This is a genomic window from Exiguobacterium sp. AT1b (genome assembly GCF_000023045.1).
Classification (GTDB): Bacteria; Bacillota; Bacilli; order Exiguobacteriales; family Exiguobacteriaceae; genus Exiguobacterium.
Genome location: NC_012673.1, coordinates 1,804,703 through 1,825,372, shown reverse-complemented (window position 1 = coordinate 1,825,372; position 20,670 = coordinate 1,804,703). Strand labels below are relative to the sequence as shown.

Here is a 20,670-nt window from a genome sequence, read left to right as displayed (position 1 = left end):
GTCTGCATACAGTGTTTAGTCTTTCGGTCGGACGACGTAGTAAATCAAAATGACGAGCCACGTCCACACTCCTGTGAAAATCCCGATAATCCCGACGATGAAGAATCCAAGCGGAATCATCGATTTCGTTCGATTGTAGTCCTTCCACATATTCGATAGCCCTTTAATATTAAAGTATAAAAAGGCAAAGAATAGGACGAGCAATAAGAGCGGTAACCCAATTAAAGCTTCCATTCGCTCACTCCTCTCTACGATCTCATTCGTTATCTTTATTGTATCGGATTTCATGCTCACCTTCATCGGGCCCTAGGCGTATCCTCTTCCGACCTGTGGGCGGATAAAAGATGTGCACTCTTTCAGAAAAAAGGGAAAAGGAACATCATCTAACTCTCGAGGAGGCGTTTTGCCATGAAGTCCCTGCGTATTTTTGTCATTTGTCTGCTGTTGTTTCAAGTGTCGCCGGTGACAGCGGCATCCTCGTCCCCACAACCAGGTTACACGATTAAAACAACCTATTTGTACGGTCGTGCCATGCAATCTTCCCCTATCCTTAAGACGCTACGAACGAACGTCCCAGTCCGCTATACGACCTATAATCGGAGTTGGTCGAACGTCTACATCGGAAATACGAAGTACTTCACTCCATCTGCCAACTTGAAAGCCGGTATCCCGAAGATGCCATCTGCCGATCGTTTACGACTAGTCAACAAGGCGAATGGACTCCCGTCCACTTATCGTTCCCCACAACTTGTCACGTTAACCATTCCAACTGTTTATCAAAAAGGGAGTGAACGGACCTTGATGACGGCGGAGGCAGCCTATGCTCTGGCTAAACTGTATTACGCGGGTCGGAAGCAAGGTCATACGTTATACGCCCTTAGCGCCTACCGATCGTACTCGACCCAAAAATCGCTCTACACCTATTATGTCAATACACGCGGGGTCGCATACGCTTCAAAATATGTGGCACGTCCCGGTCACAGTGAACATCAAACAGGTCTCGCCGTTGATATGACGAGCCAACGTATGCGTCTAGGGCTATATGAATCCTTCGACCGATCGCCTGAAGGGAAGTGGATGCTTCAAAACGCCCATCTCTACGGATTTATCGTACGCTATCCAAAAGGAAAAGAGAAAATCACAGGATACAATTACGAACCTTGGCATTTGCGTTATGTCGGTGTCACTGAAGCGACGATGATGAAGCAGAAAAACTGGGCGTTCGAAGAATGGTGGAGCAGACGTTGAGTGAGCATCCTTTTTCAGGCATTTCCCTGTTCACGTTATAATGGAGTCATCTTATTCGTATAGGGGGAAATGTGGGATGTGGATTGTCATGAACAAACTAGACGTTGAAAAAGGGAAAGCCGACGCGGTCAAAGCACGCTTTGAAACAACGAAAGGGATCGAAACGATGGACGGGTTCGTTCGCATGCAAGTGTTGACGGATACGTCTGATGCGGCGATGGACCATGTCGTCATCATGACCACTTGGCGTGATGCAGCAAGCTTTGAGAACTGGCGTGACAGCAATGCCTATAAGCATGCCCATAAGAAGCGTGATGATGGGACTTCAGAAGTGAAACCAATCGTCCTCGGCAACACCGTTACCCAATATGAGGTTGCCATTGAACATCTCGCCTCAACGGAGCGCGTTCAATAAATCTTGAGGCCGGACGATGCCAAGTAACGGTTCATCCGGATTTCCGGTCTCTGTAATCAGAAGGGCGTCATATCGTGCGCCCTCTTTCATTTGCGTAAAGCAGTGCTGCGCCTCGATGACCGTCGCATCCTTTCGAATGAATCGATACCGGTGCATATGCGGATCGTGGTGAAGGACGTGCTTCACCCGAACTCCTTTGAGTGACAAGTTGGTCCCGTCGATTGTTTCGGCTAGCCAACTGGTCACTCCTTTTTTCGTCAACAGTCCGCGCCAAGATCCATTGTCATGATATACCGGGAATTGCGAATAATTTTTATCTCGAATCTCCCGGAGTACTTCCGTCAAAAAATCTTCGGACTGAAACGTCACCACCGATTTTGCAAATAACGGAATGACGAGACGTGGGTGCAGGAGTTCACGTTCCACTTCTAAAATCAATGCAACGAGCGACTCGTGTGGCTCCGCGATAATAAAATCAGGTTCACGCCGCTCATGGACGATGGCATTTCGTAGTTGACTCATCTGATGTAAATCTTCTTTATACCGGTCGATGATTGGATTTTGTTTCGCTAACCGATTCACCATGTTACTAAAACTGAAATGTTGCCCATCTCCCATCTCTCGACTCAAGTAGTCCTCGATTCGATGATAGGATGCCAAAAATTCTTCAGCACGACTCATGTAACCACCCTCCTTAACGATACATGTATACCCTCTTTTTCATCATTTGAGCAGGAAACCGTTTATTCATCCCGAATGACATAGAAATCATCTAAATGATCAAGGAGGGCTATCATGGCGTCGTCGATTCATTCCACATCACCGGTTTCACCGCCACCCACGTTTCGTGCAGGACTACGGGCCGGCATTCCCGTTGCCATCGGATACATCCCGATTGCGATTGCCTTCGGTCTTTTGGCACAATCTTTTCATTTACCGAACGCCATCACATTATCGATGTCCTTTTTAATTTTTGCCGGGGCAAGTCAGTTCATTACTGTACAACTTCTGATGACCGGTTCAATGTACTGGGAAATCATCTTGACGACGTTCATTCTAAACTTTCGTCATTTTTTGATGTCCGCCGCACTATCCCAACGGATTGAGAGTACGTCTAGAAGACTATTGGCTGCCATCGCGTTCGGTGTGACCGATGAAACGTTCAGTATCGCCTCTACTCGTCAAGAGGCCCGCTCCGGTATGTTCGTGCTCGGGTTAAATACAATCGCCTTTCTTGCTTGGAATGTGGGGACATGGATGGGGGTCTTCCTCGCCTTCGGTCTTCCAAGCACCTTACAGGCGAGTATGGGGATTGCACTATATGCGATGTTCATCGGATTACTCGTTCCATCATTAACGACTCGTCCTATCTTCGTCGTCGCAAGTTTAGCAATCGTCATTCAAGCCATACTTCATTGGATCATCACGCCATTCTTTCCCATCTCGGACGGGATTCGAATCATCGTCTCGACTGTTGTCGCAGCCGGATTCGGTGCTTTTCTATTTAAGGAGGAAGAGGTCACATGATATCGTTGTTTCTGCTCGTTCTAGGATTGGCACTGGTCACGTACCTCCCTCGCCTCGTCCCGCTACTCTGGCTAAAGGAATTGGCGTTACCGGCATATATGAAACGATTTCTTTCCTTCATCCCGTATGCGGTATTGGCTAGTTTGATTTTTCCTGGGGTCCTCTCCTCCACGACCACCACCTCGTCCGCCTTATTCGGAGGCATGGTTGCTACAACGCTTGCGCTACTCCGGGTCAATCTCGTCGTTGTCGTCATAGGAGCCGTATTCGGGGTGTATGCCTTCCAGACCCTATTATAAAAGGAGCCGCACGCGAGGTGCCGCTCCTTTTCTTATGCCGATATGGCCTGACGACGAAGCCGGACGAATACGTCTACGAATTCTGCGTCCCATTGCGTCCCACGACCGTTCTCTAAAATAGAAAGTGCCTTTTCCACCGGCATGCCAGAGCGATAAGGTCGATCTGATGTCATGGCGTCATACGCATCGGCAATCGCCATAATCCTTCCGAATAATGGAATGTCGACCGCATGTAAGCGGTCCGGATACCCCTTGCCATCGATTCGTTCATGATGCGACCGAACCCCGGCTAAGATCGGTTGAAGCGATGCAGGTAAATGAATCTGACTCAAAATATGGATGCCAATGGTCGGATGTTCCTGAATTTTTGAAAACTCTTCGTCCGTCAGCTTCCCTTCTTTTAGTAGGACGTCATCTCGAATCCCGATTTTTCCGATGTCATGTAGAAGTGCCGACTTATTGAGTAAATCGACTTGTGCATGCGGTAAGCCGATGGCGCGAGCAAGCTCAACGGAATACATCGCGACACGCTCCGAATGACCAGCTGTATAAGGGTCACGTGCATCGAGCGTTGCCGCGAATAAAATGAAGAGGCTGTCTAACAGCTGTGCATTTTCTTGTTCGCGAGCAGTTACCGTCTCGACCATTTGATTGAAGCCACCAATCAATTGGGCGAACTCATCTAAATAGGGATTCTCGATTTTCTGGAGTTGTCCTGATTCCATTTGCTCGATTCCTGACGTCAAGAGCCCAATCGGACGTTTGATATTGTCATAGAGCAAGAAACTGCATAGCACTGCAATTCCAACGATGATGACAAGAATCACGAACGCCCAATTCCAATACGTATCCGTCCGATTCGAAGTCGACAATTGCACACTCGATGCCAACATGAACAACATGATGGGAAAGACACCCGTAATGAGCATACTGATCAATAATTTAGTTCGGACACTAAATGATCGATACGTTGCATGAATAGGCAGATGATAAAGTTCGAGATGCCTTTCTTTCATGTATACCAGTAATGGCTCAACCGATCGAACCGTCAAAAAATATTCAATCAAGGCATGTAGTACCGCAATCATGACGGCCCCGATTGCAGCCAAGCCGATCAAACGATACGGTAAGTCAACCCACCCCATCTGAATGAAAACGGCGGTCAAACCAATTGACGGGATGGATAACCCAAACAAATGTGGACCTAAAATCCGTTGCACCGTTAAAACAGGAAATCGACTCGCTCGTTCGAATGCTGACGTCAATTCGTCAATCGATGGGGATTCGGTCATAAAAAGCTGTCGTATCGGTCGAATGTGGCGACGGTATAAGAGTAGTTCTGAGAAAATCATAACTATCCCTGAGCCCAACATGATGCCTAACAGTAGTAAAATCTCTCGAATGGACAGGTCAAGCGTTTGAAAAATAAAGACACCACCCACTCCAAATACGGCTAAACCTGAGCCGATGATATAGTTCATCACGAGCGTCCGTTGAAAACGTCCAAACATTCCCCTCACCCCTACACTCTTTTCTTTTACTATCGACCAGATTTACGCTTGAGTTGAACACAAAAAAAACGGATCTCCTTGTAGGAGACCCGTTCAAGCATCAATTATGGGCGTAACGGACCATCGTTATCATCAAGTGATCGATTGTCCTGATCCGGAGTGATGTTCTCATGGAACGGATTCGGTTCCGGTCCATCAACATGGTCAACTTTCGGATTTTGAACATCTCGCTTCAACTCGTGCTTCGATTGTTCCGCTTCATGTTTCGACTGTTCCACGCCTTGCTTCGCTTGTTGTTTTGCCGCTTCCGCTTCGCGGCTCATCTGTTCTTTCTCCTGCTCGAGACCTTCTTTTGAAACTTCCGTTTCATCAATGCGTTGCTCCGCCTTTTTCAAATAACGTGCCGCCGTCTCGCGACCACCAAGACCGAAAGCAAGACCGAAGGCGAGGGCAACAGCTCCAAGAATGAGAAGGAATGCTGTATTGACAATCATCGGTGCGATGCCGAGCTGACTAATTGCCATGAAGAAGACGAGTCCGAGAATCGCATACTTCGCTACGTAGCGAAGCGCACTCGGTTGTCCAGCTCCATCAACAAGTACACTTCCGACCAACCGCTCTGCCATGTTCGCCAACCAGAATCCGACTGCCAAGATAATGAGTGCTGCAATGACCATCGGCAAGTAAGCAAAGATGGCTGTTGCAAGAGATGCCATGAACTCAAGATTCGCGACTTGAAGTGCTTCGGATACGAAGAGCAAGATCACGATTACTTGTACAATGACACCGACCACTTGGGCAATTGACATCGAAGACGCACGTTCCCCGAAGCCCATTTTTTGAGCCAACGAGTTGACGCCAAGATTCTCAAGGAGCGATACAACGACCCCTTTTAACCATTTTGCAACGAACACCCCGACGAGGACGAGGACGATTGCAACGAGAATGTCTGGAATCATGACAAGGACATCATTGAGCATCGCAATCGCCGGTTCCGAGATCCCTCGAATATCGAGCGCCTCAAGCGCCGAAATCGTCACCGGAATCATGATGAAGATGAAAACGATTGTACCGATTGCCTTCGCAAGACTCGATCCTTTCACGTAATCAGATAGATGGAATCGCTCTGCCAAGCGATCTAGTCCTGCAGCTTCGAGGAATTTCGTCAAAATGTCGCGAACAATCTTCGCCACCACATACCCGATTGCGAAAATGAGCGCTGCTGCGACAAGTTTCGGAATGAATCCGAGGAAACTGTTCAATAAATCTTCGAATGGTCCGCTGACCCCACGAAGTCCAAGGGCGTCAAGTACAGCCGGTAATGCCAATAAGAGCACGAGATAGAAGACGATGTTCGCGACCGTGTCGACCCACTTCGTTTGGTTGACGCTTGTCGATTCTTGCCCCGTTTTTTCCATCAACTTGCTCAAATTCAAACGATGTCCCGCCATTTGAATCCCTTTTTTCAACAGGGTAGCGATGACCCAGGCAACGAGTAAAATCAAGCCGGCTTTGATGACACCGATAATCAATCCAGAGAATCCTTCATAAATCTGACTGAATGGTTCCGTAATGGCTGGAACGTTCATGAATTCAAAGATGATCAGGAATGCGAGGAGTAATACCCCAAAGAACACGACTTTTCCGATAATGCGTTCAGGGGTCCACTTTTCTCCTTTCTCCTCATTTTTTTTGATACCGGCCCGCTCATCGAGTCGTGCCTTCTTCAATGCTTTACGTGTCACGTTTTCCAATACTTTTGCCAAGATATAACCGACTACAAGAATAACAATTGCCAGCAAAAGCTCTGGTAGCCATGACATGAACGTATTGAAGTTATACGTTGTGTTGTTCATCGAATCTTCCTCCTTTTTCACATGAAATGATTGTTTTTATTTAACAGTGCTATTTCATACATACCTATATTTCAAAATCATCAAACCTGAACTGTAAGTCAATTCGTTTACATGACTATTACGATTCATTGGAAATGGGTACGTTAGTTTAAGAGAGAAATCGTGCCAAATGGAGTCAAATATGATACGAATAACAAGAGACGTCATGTTAGGAGGAATTTAGGATGAATATCGCTCTAGTGGCTCACGACAAAAAGAAAGACGATTTAATCGTCCTCATTAAAACGTACGCGCATATTCTAAAAAAGCATCAGTTGTTTGCGACCGGTACAACGGGTAAGCGGATTGCGGAAGCGACTGGCTTACCTGTTCATTGCTTCCGATCAGGACCGCTTGGTGGGGACCAAGAAATCGGTGCTGCCGTCGCACGCGGGGAGATGGATATGATCATCTTTTTCCGAGATCCATTAACTGCTCAACCTCACGAACCGGATGTGAGCGCATTGATGCGTCTTTGTGACGTCTACTCCATCCCACTTTCGACGAACATGGGAGGAAGCGAGATTTTGATTCGAAGTATCGAGCAAGGTGATTTCGAGTCACTTAAACTCTCTCATAATGACGAACCACCCGCTTGACCATGACAAACCAAGAAAGGAGAGGAATCTCCCTGGAACCGAATATGATTCATGATCCGAAGGTCCAACAGTTCTTTAACGACGTGCGCCAACGCCTCATCGAACTTCTTGGAAATGAGGCGGAAGCGGACCGGCATCTACTCGCACTCGCTGGATACATCCGGCATGCAGAGAAAAGTGGTCAGTCGCTCGAAAGTCTTTTAAACCAAGATCCTCAGGAATACGCTCGTTTCCTCATTGAACAACCCGAAACAAATGAAGAATATCGTCGACGCTATCACGTGTTGATTGATGCCTCGGATGAATTAAAACCTCATGAAAAAGCGCAAGCAAACCGGGAATTCGATTGGGCCGTCAATCAATTGGACGAAGCCAAGCTTTCATTAAAAGAAATCGAAGTGCGTGACCTTGCCTTCCTCGCCTACACAAAGATTGAAGCACTCAAATCGTCTCGTACGATTTGGAACCGCTTCGGCTGGCTACTCGGTATGATTTTGGCATTTGCCTACGCCAACTTACTGCTCGTGATTGACGATGTCTTTAGCGGTCGACTATTCACCGCCCCCATGTCGACGTATCCAATTGATTATCTGGCCTTCCTGTTACCCGTCCTCGTGACCGGTGCCATCTTCGGCATATTGACCCGCTTCCGACATCACATCCAGACGCTAGGTCGGCGGATTGCGTTCGCCTTACTCATCGTTGTCGTCTACATCACGTCCATTTTCCTGATTCAACCGCTCTTAATGACAATTGGTTGGTCATTCGTCATTCAGTTGACCCCACTCTATGCGCTCATTTTAATGGCAATCAGTGGCTTTATGGCCATCTGGACATTAATCGAGTTCGTCTGGAAGAGTACACGTTGTTCTCTCGGAGACGATACGCTCATGCTTTATTACTAACCACGCCATTCCTCTTAGGAGATGGCGTTTTTTGTTTCAATTATGGCGAGAACGGAAATTACTCCTATTGTGACGCTTGTTTTTAGATTGGAAATTCTAAAGGGGGTATTCGATGTCAGATCGAAAAATGATTGGCCTGTTCCAGAGCGAACAGGAAGTCATGCACAAAGTGGAAGAGCTGAAAGCCGCAGGGGAAGCTGAAAAGAATATGCATGTGGTCGCCAAGCGGGACGGGGAAATTTCTGCGTTACGTGACCACACGGATGTGAATGCCGAGTCCGGTATCCGTGACGTCAATTGGCTTGACCGTGTCAAAGCATTCCTACACGGAAGTGACCGCATTCGTGATGAGTTACGCAATATGGGGCTCAACGATGCCGAAGCGGAACAGTATTATGATGCCATCGATGAAGGACAGATTTTACTCTACATCGATCGCCACTCGTACGACCGCTATCCGAACATGTATAAGAAAGACAGTGAGCTCGATCATGATAAAGGGGAAAAGGCGGACGGGATTGCCTTTGACGCAAAACCATTTAACGATCACGACGAGAATCCACGTGGCACAAAGGATGATCCGATTGTACGCGGTCATTCTGGATTAGAAGATCATCGCCGATTATAAGGAGGAACGACTATGAATGAGAAACGATTTATCAGTATGCACGATACGCAGGATGCAGCCCTTGGGAAAATCGAGGAGTTGCGAGCGAAAGGGTATGAAGACTCACACATGTATGTCGTCACAAAACATGAAGACAATGTTTCGATTTTGAGACGTGATACAGATGTTCATACGGAAGCGACCCATCAAGCGAGCTGGTTCGATAAGGTTCGGGCGTTCCTCAGTGGTCATGAAGACGTGCACGCTGGTCTACGCAACATGGGACTGAGCGAAGAGGAAGTAAAACGTCACTATGACGATGTAGAGGCCGGGAAAATCCTCGTTTATGTGGATGAAGACTTTGAACGTCGTCATCAAGACGGGGTGACGGTCGATTCGAAACCATATCAAGACGCATCCTCGACTCATCTCGGTAGTCATACTGACGACGGATTGGAAATCGACTCAAAACCTTACCGTGAAACTCAAACCGTCGACCCAAGCCATCCCGTAGACCCGGAGCAAGACAAGCTAGATGAAGAAACGAAGAATCTTGACCGTGAGGAAAAACTACGTGGTCTCGACGATCGCGCTTATCGAAATGACGTCGAAGATCCGGATAATATCCGACGTTTCTAATAGAAAGAGCCTGACGCGGGTGCGTCAGGCTCTTCTTACGTCAAACGATTTTTAGGTTCTTTCCCTTCGAGTACATTGGCGATGGCATCACGATTCAATGCCATCATTGCCAGACGTGTCCGAATCGAGGCACTCCCGATATGTGGCAACGTCGTCACGTTCGGAAGCGTCAATAATGGATGGTCGAGGTCGATTGGTTCTTTCGTGAATACGTCTAACCCGGCTCCCCAAATCTTCTTCGATTTAAGTGCTTCGTATAGCGCCTGTTCATCGATGATTTCTCCACGAGCGACATTGATGAAAATCGAGGTTTCTTTCATTTTTGCAAACTCTTCGGCTCCGAGCATGCCCCGTGTCTCGTCCGTGAGCGGCGCGAGAACGACGACGAAATCAGATTGCGCCAACAGCTCATCGAGTTCCGCATAAGTGAAGCCATACATCGACTCCGACTCATGACGCCGTGTCCGGTTATGATATAGAACCTCCATATCAAACCCTCTTGCACGACGTGCGACCGCTTCACCGATTCGTCCCATGCCGATGATACCCAATTTCGCTTGATAAAGGTCCATCCCGACGTAGCCCATCGGCAGCCAGGATTTCCACTCCCCGGCGCGCAAGTCACGTTCCGCCTCTCCGAGACGTCGTGCGGTCATCATCATGAGCCCAAACGTCAAATCTGCTGTCGTTTCCGTCAAGACATCCGGTGTATTCGTGACGATGACACCATGCTCTTTCGCTGCGTTCAAATCGATATTGTTATATCCGACCGCCAAATTGGAGACGACCTCTAACTGTGTGGCACACTCAAACACTTCACGGTCAATCGTGTCACTGAGCATGGTCCAAAGCGCATGCGCAGATGACGCTTCTTCTAACAGCACATCTCGCGGCACACTTTCCCCTTCCTGCTCCCACATGCTTACATCGTAGTGTTCGCGAAGCGGTTCGACTGCCTCTTCCGGCAAGCGACGCGTAATATAGATTCGTTTCTTCATCTTTCTCCCCCTCTCTACACTTACTTGTAGTCTAACAAATGGAAAGCGTTAAGAGGGTTGATCCGACTTCGGCTTTTGCTTCAAATACTGTTCAAACAGTGACCCGAACTCTTGATTTAACAACTGTTCAATCGTTTTCGATGAATCCATAGCGTTTCGATAGGCGATTTCGTTAATGGCGAGTCCGATGGCCCACGTGATCCCTGATGCGACGGTCGCATTGATGACACCGGCCGCGGCGTTCGCTCCCGGGAAAAACTTCATGACGTTCAAGAGAATCGTTTTCGATAACGTGCGACCGATTTGTGGAATGATCGTACTCCCAATGAGTGTCTTCAACAAATCATCACTCGCTTTGACACCCCAATAACGAAATAGATGGACGCTCATCGTCACCTGAATCGGCGTCAATGCCACGGCATCAGCAAATGGGAGCGGAACCGCAGCAGCCGTTCCCGCGCTTGCGACATAGCCTGAGATGATTCGATTCGCTTTCTTACGCTTTAACTTGAGCATCGTTTCACTCTCTGCATGAATCTCCATCAAGAGCCCTTCCTGTAAGGAAGCATCTAGCTGTTCCACCGACCACACAATCAACCGTTCCCAATCCACGTATTGCCGCAATGTTTCATTGTTCAATATTTCCGAAGAAATGCTGACCTGGAAGATTGCATCTTCCGGAAGGATTCCATTCAGTTCATTCCGCAATGCCGTCAGTTCATCTAAATCGACCTGATCGATTTGTGTGAATAAGACGGCGACAGCTGTCGATTCACGTAGACGGCGAATCAAGGCCTTGTCGAGTGGCGTGACACGCTTTGTCGCAGCGTTGATGGTATACCAGACGAGATGGATTCGTTTGGATGCCTCTTGCCGCTTTGCGTTCTCTACAAATCCGATGACTTCCTCTTCGTAATGTTGTTGCCGCGCACTCCCGATCTCATATCCTTCACTGTCGAACAAGGTGACTGCGATATCATCACTCGTATATTGATGAATTCCTCTTGTGACCGGTTCCCCGGCTGCCACTTTTGTCAAATCACGTCCAAATACGTAGTTCACGACAGAACTCTTTCCTGCTCCCGTTGCTCCCGCAATGAGGATGTTTGGTTTTTTGACATTGCCCCGTAGCCGTTCGAGCTCTGCCTTTACATCATAATCCTTAAAATCAAATCGTTTCGTCGATTCCATTTACGTTTCCCCCTTATGAGTTGAGCGTGCGACCAAGCTGACGCATCTCACGTTCAAAGCCGCGTCGAATCTCTTCTTCAATTGTTTGTCTTACGGATGCGTATTGCTGTTCAATCGCTTTTTTGATTCCCCGTTCTGCCGTTCGACGCTTGAATGCCCAATAGATGAAATGCACCCCAGGAATCATTCCAAGAACCATCTTTCGAACTGTTTTTCCGAACGAATAGTCAAATCCGAGCTCAACTCGTCTCGTTCTAAACAACAGGTCTGCTTGTTCTCCGACGAGTGGGTACCGCTGCATGAGTTGGATATAATGACGCACCCCTTCTGCCATCGCCTCTTCCGTCGTCAAAGCGGCCTCTTCAAGCGTCTTTTCTAAATCTTTCTCTATTTTTCTAGCTTTCCAACTGATCATTGCTTGCGGGGTCAGCATCCGAATCGCCTCTGCCGAAGCGATACTCCGAATTCGCCAATCCTCTAACTCGTCTAGGAGATGATTCGTCAGATTGATGGGGAGTTTTCGTTCGATGTCTTTCCACAGGTTCGTCCGATTCCGCTTCCATACCTCTTCATACCCTTTTACCGGGACGCGTTTCCCTGTGAGTAATTTCTTTTCGACACTGTTGACACGGATGATGTCCTCTTCTTCAATCGGCAGTTCGCGTAACAATACCCGTTCCATCGCCTCTGCCTTTTGTACACTCATCGGGTCGTCTTCATTGAAGTTAGTCAGAATGAGAGTGACGTTGCTCCCCCGCTCATATAATGGCTTTAAAATCGCCTCGAGCTCATACGCCTCGACACGTCCTGACTGCACCGACAATAAGTAGTAAATCGTATGAAACCACTCTGCGATATCGAGCGCGCCTTCACGCTGATGGACGATGGATAGGATTGCTTGGTGCCACTCTTCAGAGCGGTCCGCCTCGAGCCCCCACGTATCGAAAAAACGAAACAAGATGCCCCGTTCTAAATCGTAATACTCGTATTCGTGAAGCCCTTCTTGAGTGACCGGACTTCCGGCACGCGATTCGGCGACGTCATGTCCATATATATAGTTGATGAACGCACTCTTTCCGACACCGGTCTTTCCAGCAATCAAAATATTTGAGACGAGCCCTGTCCGATCCATACGCTTCCTCCCTCATTCGTTGTATAGTTCAATTATACCGAACGGACCATTTTCAAACGTCCATCGAAAGGATGATTCTCATGCTTCACCATGTCGAACTTTACGTTTCGAACCTACATGACAGTACACAGGCCTGGGAATGGCTCCTCTGTGAACAACTTGGGTACACGCTCTATCAATCATGGCCCGAAGGACGGAGTTATCGTTACGGCGAGACATATCTCGTGTTCGTTCAAACGGAAGAGGCCCACCTGACGCCACCTTATCACCGAAAAAAGACTGGTCTTAATCACTTGGCATTTCATGCGTCCTCCCTCGCACAACTAGAAGAAGTTCGGCAACAACTTGCATCCCACGGGTTTCGTGAATTGTACGCGGACCGCTTCCCCCACGCAGGTGGCCCAAACTATACAGCACTATTTTTTGAAGACCCGGACCGCATCAAAGTTGAACTCGTGGCAGCGATGTGAACGGTTTCTTGAGAACTTCTTGAAAGTTTGTGAAAACAATTGCAAACTTGACGTCGACCTCCTAGACTGAAAGGGTCTAAAGGAGGTCTTTTCATGGAAAAGCAAGTCGTCGATTATATGGAAGAAGCCGCATTTAAGAAATCATCATTGCTTCAACATTCATTTCCTCAATACATGTTACGATCGATAATCGCCGGTTTTTTAATCGGGATTGGAGTCGTCTTCTCATTCACCGTCGGAAACATGTTCATCGATGTCCCCGGTACGATGCTGATTGCAGGCGCCAGTTTCTCGGTGGCCCTCGTCTTCATTGTCTGGATGGGGGGAGAATTGTTTACGAGCAACACGATGTATCTCTACACTGGTGCAAAACGGGGACGTGTCGCTTGGTTCGACCTCGCAAAGATATGGGGACTCAGTTGGGTCGGTAACTTGATCGGTGCCGTCTTGCTATCGCTTCTCGTCATCGGAGCTCACAGTATGGGTGACGTGTCGGGTGACCATTTGCTTGCTGTCGTCGCCGCGAAGAAAATCGGTGGAGACGCCCTTGCTATTTTCTTGAAAGGAATCTTATGTAACGTGCTCGTCTGTTTGGCCATCTTCATGCCACTCAAAACGAACAATGATGTCGCGAAGATTATGCTGACGATGCTTCCGGTCGTCGTATTCTTCGCTGCTGGATTCGAACACTCGATTGCGAACATGGGCGTTTTCGCTCTCGCGCTCCACTATGTACCGTCGGACCTCGTCACCTTTAGCGGTGCCCTTTACAATCTCTTCTTCGCCACACTCGGTAATATTGTCGGTGGTGCGTTGTTCGTTGCCGGAAGTTACTTGTATTTGAACAAATCGGAGACGGAACAAACCGTCAAGCCGATACGTCATCATGCATAAAAAGACAGGGACCCCGATTAGCAGGGTCCCTGTTTGTTGCATTTCACGAATTATGATTTTGAAGCGTCGGCTGCTGCTGCTTGAACAGTACCTTGTGCCACTTCGTCTTCTTCCACATCCCAGCACTCTGTATTCTCGATACCGAGTTTACGAGCCGAGAAGCGTGGGTTGAGACCTTGAGCTCGTTGCTCTTCGTAGTCTTTGAGAACTTTGAAGGCAACGCCACCGAGCAATGTGATTGCCGCGATGTTGATCAATGTCATCCCTGCCATGAAGAGGTCAGCGAGGCTCCAGACGAATCCGAGGCTTGCGACCGCTCCGATGAAGACGAATGCCATTGTCGCGAGACGGAATCCGAGGACTGCACCTTTGCTCTTCTTAATGAATTCGATGTTCGTTTCACCGTAGTAGTAGCTTCCTGCGATCGAGCTGAAGGCGAACAAGAAGACGCTGACAGCGATGAATGCTGGAGCAAGTGCTCCGATTTGCTCAGTCAATGCGTTTTGAAGAAGGACAATCCCTTCACCGTTTCCAGCAGCGTAGCTGTCTGAGAGAAGGATGATCGCTGCAGTTGCTGTACATACGATCAACGTATCCAAGAATACACCGAGTGCTTGAAGGAAACCTTGTTTCGCAGGGTGCGATACTTCAGCAGCTGCTGCTGCGTTTGGTGCAGAACCCATACCTGCTTCGTTCGAGAAGAGTCCACGGCGTACACCCATTGAGATTGCAGCACCGATTGAACCACCGACTGCTTCGTTCAAACCAAATGCGCTTTGGAAAATCATAGCGAAGACGCCTGGAAGTTCAGCGAAGTTCACAACGACAACGTAGAGTGCGATGGCAAGATAGAGAACAGCCATGACAGGTACGACGATTGCCGAGAAGTTCGCGACACGTTGTACACCACCAAAGATGACAAGACCAGTAAGAACAACCAAGATTGCTCCACCGATTGCTGCATCGATTCCGAATGCGTTATCGAATGCTGCAGCGATTGTGTTCGATTGAACAGAGTTGAAGATGAGTCCGAATGTGACAGCAATGAGAACCGCGAATACGATTCCAAGTGCACGGTTGTTTAAACCTTTTTCGATGTAGTAAGCCGGACCACCGCGGTACGCGACATCGTCTTTCACTTTGTATACTTGAGCGAGCGTGCTTTCAATCATGGCTGTCGCACCACCTAGAAGGGCGACGATCCACATCCAGAAGACCGCTCCCGGTCCACCAAGTGTGACCGCTACCGTGACCCCGGCAAGGTTACCTGTACCGATTCGAGTCGCAGCACCGATAAAGAATGATTTCATTGAAGAAATACTCTTCCCGTCTTTTGAAAGTGTAACGTCCGATTTATCTGTAATCGTACGGAACATTTCTTTTAAGTAACGGAACTGCATAAATCGTGTTCTGACTGTGAAGTAGATCCCGGCTCCGACGAGCACGGCGATCAATACGTACGACCACAAAATGTTGTTCAAAAAGTCGACGCTTCCTTGTAACATACCTTGAATCGCTTCCATGAATAAGTTCCTCCCTGTTGTGTGAATCTGAAGTTGAGAATTTTTTATGATGTCTTAGTTCTGAATTATACAAAGATTCTGACAATTAGCAATAATTTTTTTATAGGTAATTTCACTCTTTTTTCACATCATCTAAGCCAGAGTCCTTATTTATAAGCACTTAAAGCGCTTACATAAAAATGTTTAGAAATATTAAATCATGTCTGCGCAGATACTTTTTAAAATTAAATTTCATTATTTCCAAGGATAAATCAATCACTCATCCTTTTTTATCATTTGTTTTTTCACATTTAGTCTATGTTTTTTTGTTTCCCGGGTATTAACTAACTATAGCTGTCACCTTCTGTTCATCACGAAAAGTCATCTAGAAGAAAGAAGGAAGAATCATGAAAAGACATCGGAAGTGGTTATCCTGGTTTGTCGTATTGGCCTTCGTGTTGTCATTGTTGCCTATGAAGGGAAATGTGGCGGAAGCGACTAGAGAGACGCAATGGTGTGTATCTTCGACTTCTGATTCTACTATCTATGCTGGTCAAAACATTCCCATTGGAGCCGTTGATTTTGAGTTTGTCGCGGAAGGCTTAAAGATTGTCATCGATTTAAATGACGGAGTGACGTTAGCCGACGTACCTGAAAACATTAAAATTGATTTTCGATTAACAAGTGAATTGCTTGAGCGCGGTAGTCCTGGCGCATATGAGTTTAAAACAAAATCCCTCGTTGATCCAACATATCTCTTAATTCCTTACGCCTCGTTAGCAAGTTATCTTGGTGTGGACGAAAGCGTTCTAAAATCAGACGGTTTCCAATTTAACGTCTTCCTCCACCTAGATACAATCGTTAATGGAGAAACGGAAACTGCTTATCCTGGTGATCCAGGTACAGGAAATCCTTGGGTACGATATGTGACACTTACCGTTGAAGACTGTACACCACCGCCACCAGAATTTGATTATGGGGTCTATACAATTGGTTTCTGGAAAAACATCTTCAATTATGAGAAAGTATCGTTCGAATATGGATCAATCGTTTATATTCAAGGAATTGCTTATGATGTCAGCACGCTTGAAGGACAGCAAGCCTTGTCCGCACTAATGACAAGCTCGTCGAAATCAATGACTGAAGAAAAACGTTTGATTATGCAATTAACAGCTACAAAAATCAACGTACTATTGAACGATCCATCGCTCTTGAGTCTTGAGCTCATTTATAAAGACAGTGGTGTATCGACTGGCTTGACCGTGGGTGAACTATTGTCAGGTGCAGAAGTCGCTCTTTCCAACAAAAATATCGATCAAATGAAATACTATCAAAAACTTCTCGATCAGTTTAACAATGGTTATTTCGTAAACACGTTACACGATTAACAGATAAAAAAGCAGTCGCTTTTGAGGAGCGACTGCTTTTTATATACCAGTACGTTTCTTCTGGTTATTTGGTTTTTTCGTCAATTGGCTCGTCAACGGTTTCTGTTTTGTGCCATGCAAACCCGTCGGAACCTTCGTTTGATTTTGCTTCTTCTCTGCCAGCTTTTGTTTCATCGCCTCTTGAAAAGATAGTTTTTTCTCGCTCATCTTACTCACCTCCAGCTTCGATCACTTTCACACGACCGACCTGTCCATCGCTCAAACGCACTTTGATTCCGTGCGGATGACGTGGCGAGTTCGTCAATATATCTTGAACGACGCCTTTCGTCAGCTTTCCGCTTCGTTGATCTTGTTTTAAAACGATTTGGACGTGGAGCCCTGGGCGAATGTCAGCACGTTTCGTTCCATCCATACCCGACACCCCTTTCCATTTAGTCAATCTCTATCATATGCTCTTTTCCCTCATTTGTCACAGCCTATTCCAGATGCCGATTTGTCGCATCGTTTCTGTCATGTAACTTTGATCGGTCTGAAGCGTCTTTTCAGGAAACGGATCATGCAATCGAACGCTGACCCCTCGATGCGAAAAGATCACATCCATGACATGCCGTCCTTCCACATCACGGAGTTCGGCCGTCCCTTTCAACGAATGAAACGCCTTGGCGAACGCCTCTCCAAAATCGAGATACGTTTTCACGTAAATCGTAACGCGTTGCTCATCAATCATCAAATCCAACCGTTCGCGATCGGCACTATCAATGACCATGCGTACGACCTCGTTGTCATTGGAAAATTCAATCGTATGCATCCTCGTCCCACCTCTTCTCTAAAAGAGGTACCCTCCTAGGAAGGTACCTCTCTATCATAAACGATATAACCGTGCTGCGAATGGTCGAAGCATAAACGTTTCCGTGTCAATCGTTTCGGGATCAATCTCATTTGTCATGACAAGCGTAGCTCCTGCAATTTCCGGAACGGTCACTTCTGCCGGATTGGCGGTCAAGTTGACGACAACGAAGAAGCGGTTGTTCTCAAACGTACGCTCATATACGAAGGCTTGCTTATGTTCAGGCAAGACGTCACGATAACGACCATACGTAAACGTCTCCTCAGCTCGACGAAGACGGATCATCTCCTTATAGAATGACAGAATCGAGTGCTGGTCTTGGCGCTGTGCCTCGACGTTGAGCGTCTCATACTCTTCATGAATCGGCATCCATGGGGTCGTCGTCGAGAAACCAGCATGAGGTGAGGCATCCCACTGGATTGGTGTCCGGACGTTATCACGAGATGTGCCCCATACTTGTTGCATCGAGTCGATTTCACTCATCCCGTTCGCGATCCGTTCGAAGTACTCGTTTTTCGTCGCGACATCATCATAGTCATGAATGGATGGGAGCGGCACATTCTTCATCCCGATCTCTTGTCCTTGATAAATGAATGGTGTCCCGTGCATGAAGAAGTACATCATCCCAAGCGCCGTTGCACTTTCACGCCAATAATGATGCTCATCCCCGACGAGCGATACCGCTCGCACCATGTCATGGTTTTCAATGTATAACGCGTTCCACCCGGTTTCGCGTAATCCTTGTTGCCATTTATCGAAGATCCGTTTCAGCTCGACGACATCGAGCGGCGCAAGACGCGACCGTCGCATGATATCGACATGATCAAAGTGAAAGGCCATATTCATCGCACCATTCTCAGGTCCCATCCATTGGTCGGCTTCTTCCGGCTCGATTCCGTTCGTCTCCCCAACGGTCATAATGTCGTATTTGGAAAACGTTTCTCGCTTCATCTCTTGCAGATATTCATGAATTCCGTCAATGTTCGAGTACATCGAAAAGGCCGTCACGATCGGCTTTCCGTCCGGAGAAGGTAGCATCGTCTCCGCCGGCATCTTTTTAATATGACTGATCGCATCGACACGGAATCCGTCGACCCCTTTATCGAGCCACCAGTTGATCATGTCATAGACAGCCGTTCGAACGTCACGATTTTCCCAATTCAAATCGGGTTGTTTCTTCGAGAAGACGTGCAAGTAATATTGGTCGGTCGGTTCGTCATATTCCCAAGCGGACCCACCAAAGATACTCGCCCAGTTGCTCGGTGGCATCCCATCTTTCCCATCTCGCCAAATATACCAATCTCGTTTCGGATTGTCTTTCGAGCTCTTCGATTCAAGGAACCATGGATGTTCGTCCGACGTATGGTTGACGACGAGGTCGAGCAACAGCTTCATCCCTCGTGCATGCACTGCCTCTAGCAAGGCATCAAAATCTTCCATCGTCCCAAACTCATCCATAATGTCTTGATAGTCACTAATATCATATCCGTTATCATCGTTTGGCGATTTGTACATCGGACAAATCCAAATGACGTCAATTCCAAGGTCTTCTAAGTAATCGAGCTTTTCAATGATTCCGCGAAGATCACCGATTCCATCCCCGTTCGAATCGTTGAAACTTCGTGGATAAATTTGATAGGCGATGGCCTCTTTCCACCATACACGACTGATCTCTGTTTGTTTCGTTTGGCTGAACAACGTCTCCATACGGCACCTTGCCTCCTACAATAAGGTATGATTCACATCTACCATAGCACTAGTGCAAGCGTTTGCAAAGAATCAGCCCACAAAAAAATGCAGTTTTTACACTGCATTTTGATGGCGCGCCCCAACCTGTTCACAGAAGGTCGTGATCAGCTTCGACAAATGCTTCCAATCATGGTCCATCGTCGCGACGTGATACGAGTTTGGTAGCACCGCGTATTCTTTTGTTCCTTGTAACTGCTCAAACAACCAGATGGAGTCGGAAGGCGGCACCACGTTGTCGACAGCAGAATGGATGACATACGTCGGCACATCAACTGCTCCGACGTGCGGTCGCACCTCGTCAATCAGCGAAAGCAATTCCCGAATCGCTCTTGTAGGCACACGGTCATAGACAATCTCATATACACCGTCTGCTAAGATGTCGGGCGCGTCTTCGTCGATAAATCGACACTCGGTGTCCGACGCATGACACGCATATCCTGGTACCGATAAAGCGGCATTGATCGTCACGATCGCATCCGCCTTCCCTTCAAGGGCAGCCTTGAGTGCCAACGTTCCGCCCATTGACTGACCGACGACGATGACCGTCTGACACGACTCGCGCAACCGCTCGATTCCTTTCGTCACACTTTTATACCAACATCGATGCGTGGAACATCGAAAGTCTTCCGGATGTGTCCCATGCCCTTTCAAGCGCGGGGCATAGACCGTGAACCCTTGCTTCATCAACTCAATTCCGACGTCCTGTACACTTTGAGGTGTCCCGTTAAAGCCGTGACAAAGCAAAATACCGATCCCGTTTCCTTCATAATAAAATGCGCCTGCTCCAGGAATGACTGGGTAATTGACTGCTTTCATTAGTGCCTCCTTTAATTCCAACTTAACCGATACAATTA

At 47.5% G+C, this 20,670-nt stretch carries 24 protein-coding genes; 11 read left to right on the top strand and 13 right to left on the bottom strand.

The genetic code is table 11. The features are described from left to right. Window positions 1-15 precede the first annotated feature (15 nt). Window positions 16-234: a hypothetical protein gene (locus EAT1B_RS09425; protein WP_015880340.1), complete on the bottom strand. Its 219-nt coding sequence runs from the start codon at window positions 232-234 to the stop codon at window positions 16-18. Between the two features lie 174 nt (window positions 235-408). Between EAT1B_RS09425 and EAT1B_RS09420 the strand changes: the two genes are divergently transcribed. Both EAT1B_RS09420 and EAT1B_RS09415 read left to right on the top strand, forming a co-directional pair. Continuing rightward, complete coding sequence (locus EAT1B_RS09420; RefSeq protein WP_015880339.1) at window positions 409-1,248, top strand: M15 family metallopeptidase; 840 nt, start codon at window positions 409-411, stop codon at window positions 1,246-1,248. Window positions 1,249-1,324: 76 nt separating this feature from the next. Continuing rightward, window positions 1,325-1,663, top strand: coding sequence for an antibiotic biosynthesis monooxygenase (locus tag EAT1B_RS09415; protein WP_015880338.1), 339 nt, complete (start codon window positions 1,325-1,327; stop codon window positions 1,661-1,663). Here EAT1B_RS09415 and EAT1B_RS09410 read toward each other — a convergent pair. Then, a complete protein-coding gene (locus tag EAT1B_RS09410; protein ID WP_015880337.1) occupies window positions 1,643-2,344 on the bottom strand; it encodes a CBS domain-containing protein in 702 nt (233 codons plus the stop codon). The two genes, EAT1B_RS09415 and EAT1B_RS09410, sit on opposite strands and share 21 nt — an antisense overlap. Window positions 2,345-2,458: 114 nt before the next feature. Between EAT1B_RS09410 and EAT1B_RS09405 the strand changes: the two genes are divergently transcribed. Next, on the top strand, window positions 2,459-3,190 hold the full coding sequence (locus EAT1B_RS09405) for an AzlC family ABC transporter permease (RefSeq protein ID WP_015880336.1): 732 nt from the start codon (window positions 2,459-2,461) through the stop codon (window positions 3,188-3,190). After that, window positions 3,187-3,489, top strand: a complete 303-nt coding sequence (locus EAT1B_RS09400; RefSeq protein WP_015880335.1) for an AzlD domain-containing protein — start codon at window positions 3,187-3,189, stop codon at window positions 3,487-3,489. The genes EAT1B_RS09405 and EAT1B_RS09400 overlap by 4 nt, the downstream gene beginning before the upstream one ends. A gap of 32 nt (window positions 3,490-3,521) precedes the next feature. On the opposite strand, the gene EAT1B_RS09395 is transcribed toward EAT1B_RS09400, so the two are convergent. Beyond that, a complete protein-coding gene (locus EAT1B_RS09395) occupies window positions 3,522-5,000 on the bottom strand; it encodes an HD-GYP domain-containing protein (RefSeq protein ID WP_015880334.1) in 1,479 nt (492 codons plus the stop codon). Between the two features lie 104 nt (window positions 5,001-5,104). After that, window positions 5,105-6,856, bottom strand: coding sequence for a mechanosensitive ion channel (locus tag EAT1B_RS09390; protein ID WP_015880333.1), 1,752 nt, complete (start codon window positions 6,854-6,856; stop codon window positions 5,105-5,107). A 224-nt stretch (window positions 6,857-7,080) separates the two neighbouring features. Here EAT1B_RS09390 and EAT1B_RS09385 point away from each other — a divergent pair, with 224 nt between their 5' ends. The 4 genes from EAT1B_RS09385 to EAT1B_RS09370 all read left to right on the top strand — a co-directional run bounded on the left by EAT1B_RS09385 (window position 7,081) and on the right by EAT1B_RS09370 (window position 9,645). Continuing rightward, complete coding sequence (locus EAT1B_RS09385; protein ID WP_015880332.1) at window positions 7,081-7,494, top strand: methylglyoxal synthase; 414 nt, start codon at window positions 7,081-7,083, stop codon at window positions 7,492-7,494. Between the two features lie 44 nt (window positions 7,495-7,538). Continuing rightward, window positions 7,539-8,399: a hypothetical protein gene (locus tag EAT1B_RS09380; RefSeq protein WP_015880331.1), complete on the top strand. Its 861-nt coding sequence runs from the start codon at window positions 7,539-7,541 to the stop codon at window positions 8,397-8,399. 112 nt (window positions 8,400-8,511) lie between these two features. Further along, the gene (locus EAT1B_RS09375) at window positions 8,512-9,027 is read left to right on the top strand and encodes a general stress protein (RefSeq protein ID WP_015880330.1); all 516 of its coding nucleotides are present in this window, start codon (window positions 8,512-8,514) and stop codon (window positions 9,025-9,027) included. A gap of 12 nt (window positions 9,028-9,039) precedes the next feature. Beyond that, window positions 9,040-9,645 (top strand): general stress protein, encoded by a 606-nt coding sequence (locus EAT1B_RS09370; RefSeq protein ID WP_015880329.1) that lies wholly within the window; start codon window positions 9,040-9,042, stop codon window positions 9,643-9,645. 35 nt (window positions 9,646-9,680) lie between these two features. On the opposite strand, the gene EAT1B_RS09365 is transcribed toward EAT1B_RS09370, so the two are convergent. The 3 genes from EAT1B_RS09365 to EAT1B_RS09355 are packed head-to-tail and all read right to left on the bottom strand — an operon-like array spanning window position 9,681 to window position 12,966. After that, window positions 9,681-10,643, bottom strand: coding sequence for a D-glycerate dehydrogenase (locus EAT1B_RS09365; protein WP_015880328.1), 963 nt, complete (start codon window positions 10,641-10,643; stop codon window positions 9,681-9,683). A 48-nt stretch (window positions 10,644-10,691) separates the two neighbouring features. Further along, the gene (locus EAT1B_RS09360) at window positions 10,692-11,834 is read right to left on the bottom strand and encodes a YcjF family protein (protein ID WP_015880327.1); all 1,143 of its coding nucleotides are present in this window, start codon (window positions 11,832-11,834) and stop codon (window positions 10,692-10,694) included. Window positions 11,835-11,847: 13 nt separating this feature from the next. Beyond that, entirely contained in the window at window positions 11,848-12,966 is a 1,119-nt protein-coding gene (locus tag EAT1B_RS09355; protein ID WP_015880326.1) for a GTPase, read from the bottom strand. A gap of 80 nt (window positions 12,967-13,046) precedes the next feature. Between EAT1B_RS09355 and EAT1B_RS09350 the strand changes: the two genes are divergently transcribed. Both EAT1B_RS09350 and EAT1B_RS09345 read left to right on the top strand, forming a co-directional pair. Next, complete coding sequence (locus tag EAT1B_RS09350; protein ID WP_015880325.1) at window positions 13,047-13,436, top strand: VOC family protein; 390 nt, start codon at window positions 13,047-13,049, stop codon at window positions 13,434-13,436. A 93-nt stretch (window positions 13,437-13,529) separates the two neighbouring features. Beyond that, entirely contained in the window at window positions 13,530-14,330 is an 801-nt protein-coding gene (locus EAT1B_RS09345; RefSeq protein ID WP_015880324.1) for a formate/nitrite transporter family protein, read from the top strand. A 50-nt stretch (window positions 14,331-14,380) separates the two neighbouring features. On the opposite strand, the gene EAT1B_RS09340 is transcribed toward EAT1B_RS09345, so the two are convergent. Then, complete coding sequence (locus EAT1B_RS09340) at window positions 14,381-15,853, bottom strand: sodium:alanine symporter family protein (protein ID WP_015880323.1); 1,473 nt, start codon at window positions 15,851-15,853, stop codon at window positions 14,381-14,383. A 386-nt stretch (window positions 15,854-16,239) separates the two neighbouring features. Here EAT1B_RS09340 and EAT1B_RS09335 point away from each other — a divergent pair, with 386 nt between their 5' ends. Continuing rightward, window positions 16,240-17,220 carry a hypothetical protein gene (locus EAT1B_RS09335; RefSeq protein ID WP_015880322.1) on the top strand — a complete coding sequence of 327 codons (981 nt, stop codon included), beginning with the start codon at window positions 16,240-16,242 and terminating at the stop codon, window positions 17,218-17,220. Between the two features lie 39 nt (window positions 17,221-17,259). Here the strand turns inward: EAT1B_RS09335 and EAT1B_RS16010 are convergent, their stop codons facing one another. The 5 genes from EAT1B_RS16010 to EAT1B_RS09315 all read right to left on the bottom strand — a co-directional run bounded on the left by EAT1B_RS16010 (window position 17,260) and on the right by EAT1B_RS09315 (window position 20,632). After that, complete coding sequence (locus EAT1B_RS16010) at window positions 17,260-17,427, bottom strand: hypothetical protein (RefSeq protein WP_015880321.1); 168 nt, start codon at window positions 17,425-17,427, stop codon at window positions 17,260-17,262. Window position 17,428: 1 nt separating this feature from the next. Then, a complete protein-coding gene (locus EAT1B_RS09330; RefSeq protein ID WP_015880320.1) occupies window positions 17,429-17,632 on the bottom strand; it encodes a YwbE family protein in 204 nt (67 codons plus the stop codon). 57 nt (window positions 17,633-17,689) lie between these two features. Then, a complete protein-coding gene (locus tag EAT1B_RS09325) occupies window positions 17,690-18,028 on the bottom strand; it encodes a hypothetical protein (protein ID WP_015880319.1) in 339 nt (112 codons plus the stop codon). Between the two features lie 54 nt (window positions 18,029-18,082). Next, on the bottom strand, window positions 18,083-19,738 hold the full coding sequence (locus EAT1B_RS09320) for an alpha-glucosidase (protein WP_015880318.1): 1,656 nt from the start codon (window positions 19,736-19,738) through the stop codon (window positions 18,083-18,085). Window positions 19,739-19,870: 132 nt separating this feature from the next. Next, window positions 19,871-20,632: a carboxylesterase gene (locus EAT1B_RS09315; RefSeq protein ID WP_015880317.1), complete on the bottom strand. Its 762-nt coding sequence runs from the start codon at window positions 20,630-20,632 to the stop codon at window positions 19,871-19,873. Window positions 20,633-20,670 lie beyond the last annotated feature (38 nt).

Excerpts from the sequence above, each read along its gene's own strand:
- EAT1B_RS09425 (WP_015880340.1), bottom strand. The coding sequence starts at position 234 with ATGGAAGCTTTAATTGGGTTACCGCTCTTATTGCTCGTCCTATTCTTT.
- EAT1B_RS09420 (WP_015880339.1), top strand. The coding sequence starts at position 409 with ATGAAGTCCCTGCGTATTTTTGTCATTTGTCTGCTGTTGTTTCAAGTG.
- EAT1B_RS09415 (WP_015880338.1), top strand. The coding sequence starts at position 1,325 with ATGTGGATTGTCATGAACAAACTAGACGTTGAAAAAGGGAAAGCCGAC.
- EAT1B_RS09410 (WP_015880337.1), bottom strand. The coding sequence starts at position 2,344 with ATGAGTCGTGCTGAAGAATTTTTGGCATCCTATCATCGAATCGAGGAC.
- EAT1B_RS09405 (WP_015880336.1), top strand. The coding sequence starts at position 2,459 with ATGGCGTCGTCGATTCATTCCACATCACCGGTTTCACCGCCACCCACG.
- EAT1B_RS09400 (WP_015880335.1), top strand. The coding sequence starts at position 3,187 with ATGATATCGTTGTTTCTGCTCGTTCTAGGATTGGCACTGGTCACGTAC.
- EAT1B_RS09395 (WP_015880334.1), bottom strand. The coding sequence starts at position 5,000 with ATGTTTGGACGTTTTCAACGGACGCTCGTGATGAACTATATCATCGGC.
- EAT1B_RS09390 (WP_015880333.1), bottom strand. The coding sequence starts at position 6,856 with ATGAACAACACAACGTATAACTTCAATACGTTCATGTCATGGCTACCA.
- EAT1B_RS09385 (WP_015880332.1), top strand. The coding sequence starts at position 7,081 with ATGAATATCGCTCTAGTGGCTCACGACAAAAAGAAAGACGATTTAATC.
- EAT1B_RS09380 (WP_015880331.1), top strand. The coding sequence starts at position 7,539 with ATGATTCATGATCCGAAGGTCCAACAGTTCTTTAACGACGTGCGCCAA.
- EAT1B_RS09375 (WP_015880330.1), top strand. The coding sequence starts at position 8,512 with ATGTCAGATCGAAAAATGATTGGCCTGTTCCAGAGCGAACAGGAAGTC.
- EAT1B_RS09370 (WP_015880329.1), top strand. The coding sequence starts at position 9,040 with ATGAATGAGAAACGATTTATCAGTATGCACGATACGCAGGATGCAGCC.
- EAT1B_RS09365 (WP_015880328.1), bottom strand. The coding sequence starts at position 10,643 with ATGAAGAAACGAATCTATATTACGCGTCGCTTGCCGGAAGAGGCAGTC.
- EAT1B_RS09360 (WP_015880327.1), bottom strand. The coding sequence starts at position 11,834 with ATGGAATCGACGAAACGATTTGATTTTAAGGATTATGATGTAAAGGCA.
- EAT1B_RS09355 (WP_015880326.1), bottom strand. The coding sequence starts at position 12,966 with ATGGATCGGACAGGGCTCGTCTCAAATATTTTGATTGCTGGAAAGACC.
- EAT1B_RS09350 (WP_015880325.1), top strand. The coding sequence starts at position 13,047 with ATGCTTCACCATGTCGAACTTTACGTTTCGAACCTACATGACAGTACA.
- EAT1B_RS09345 (WP_015880324.1), top strand. The coding sequence starts at position 13,530 with ATGGAAAAGCAAGTCGTCGATTATATGGAAGAAGCCGCATTTAAGAAA.
- EAT1B_RS09340 (WP_015880323.1), bottom strand. The coding sequence starts at position 15,853 with ATGGAAGCGATTCAAGGTATGTTACAAGGAAGCGTCGACTTTTTGAAC.
- EAT1B_RS09335 (WP_015880322.1), top strand. The coding sequence starts at position 16,240 with ATGAAAAGACATCGGAAGTGGTTATCCTGGTTTGTCGTATTGGCCTTC.
- EAT1B_RS16010 (WP_015880321.1), bottom strand. The coding sequence starts at position 17,427 with ATGAGCGAGAAAAAACTATCTTTTCAAGAGGCGATGAAACAAAAGCTG.
- EAT1B_RS09330 (WP_015880320.1), bottom strand. The coding sequence starts at position 17,632 with ATGGATGGAACGAAACGTGCTGACATTCGCCCAGGGCTCCACGTCCAA.
- EAT1B_RS09325 (WP_015880319.1), bottom strand. The coding sequence starts at position 18,028 with ATGCATACGATTGAATTTTCCAATGACAACGAGGTCGTACGCATGGTC.
- EAT1B_RS09315 (WP_015880317.1), bottom strand. The coding sequence starts at position 20,632 with ATGAAAGCAGTCAATTACCCAGTCATTCCTGGAGCAGGCGCATTTTAT.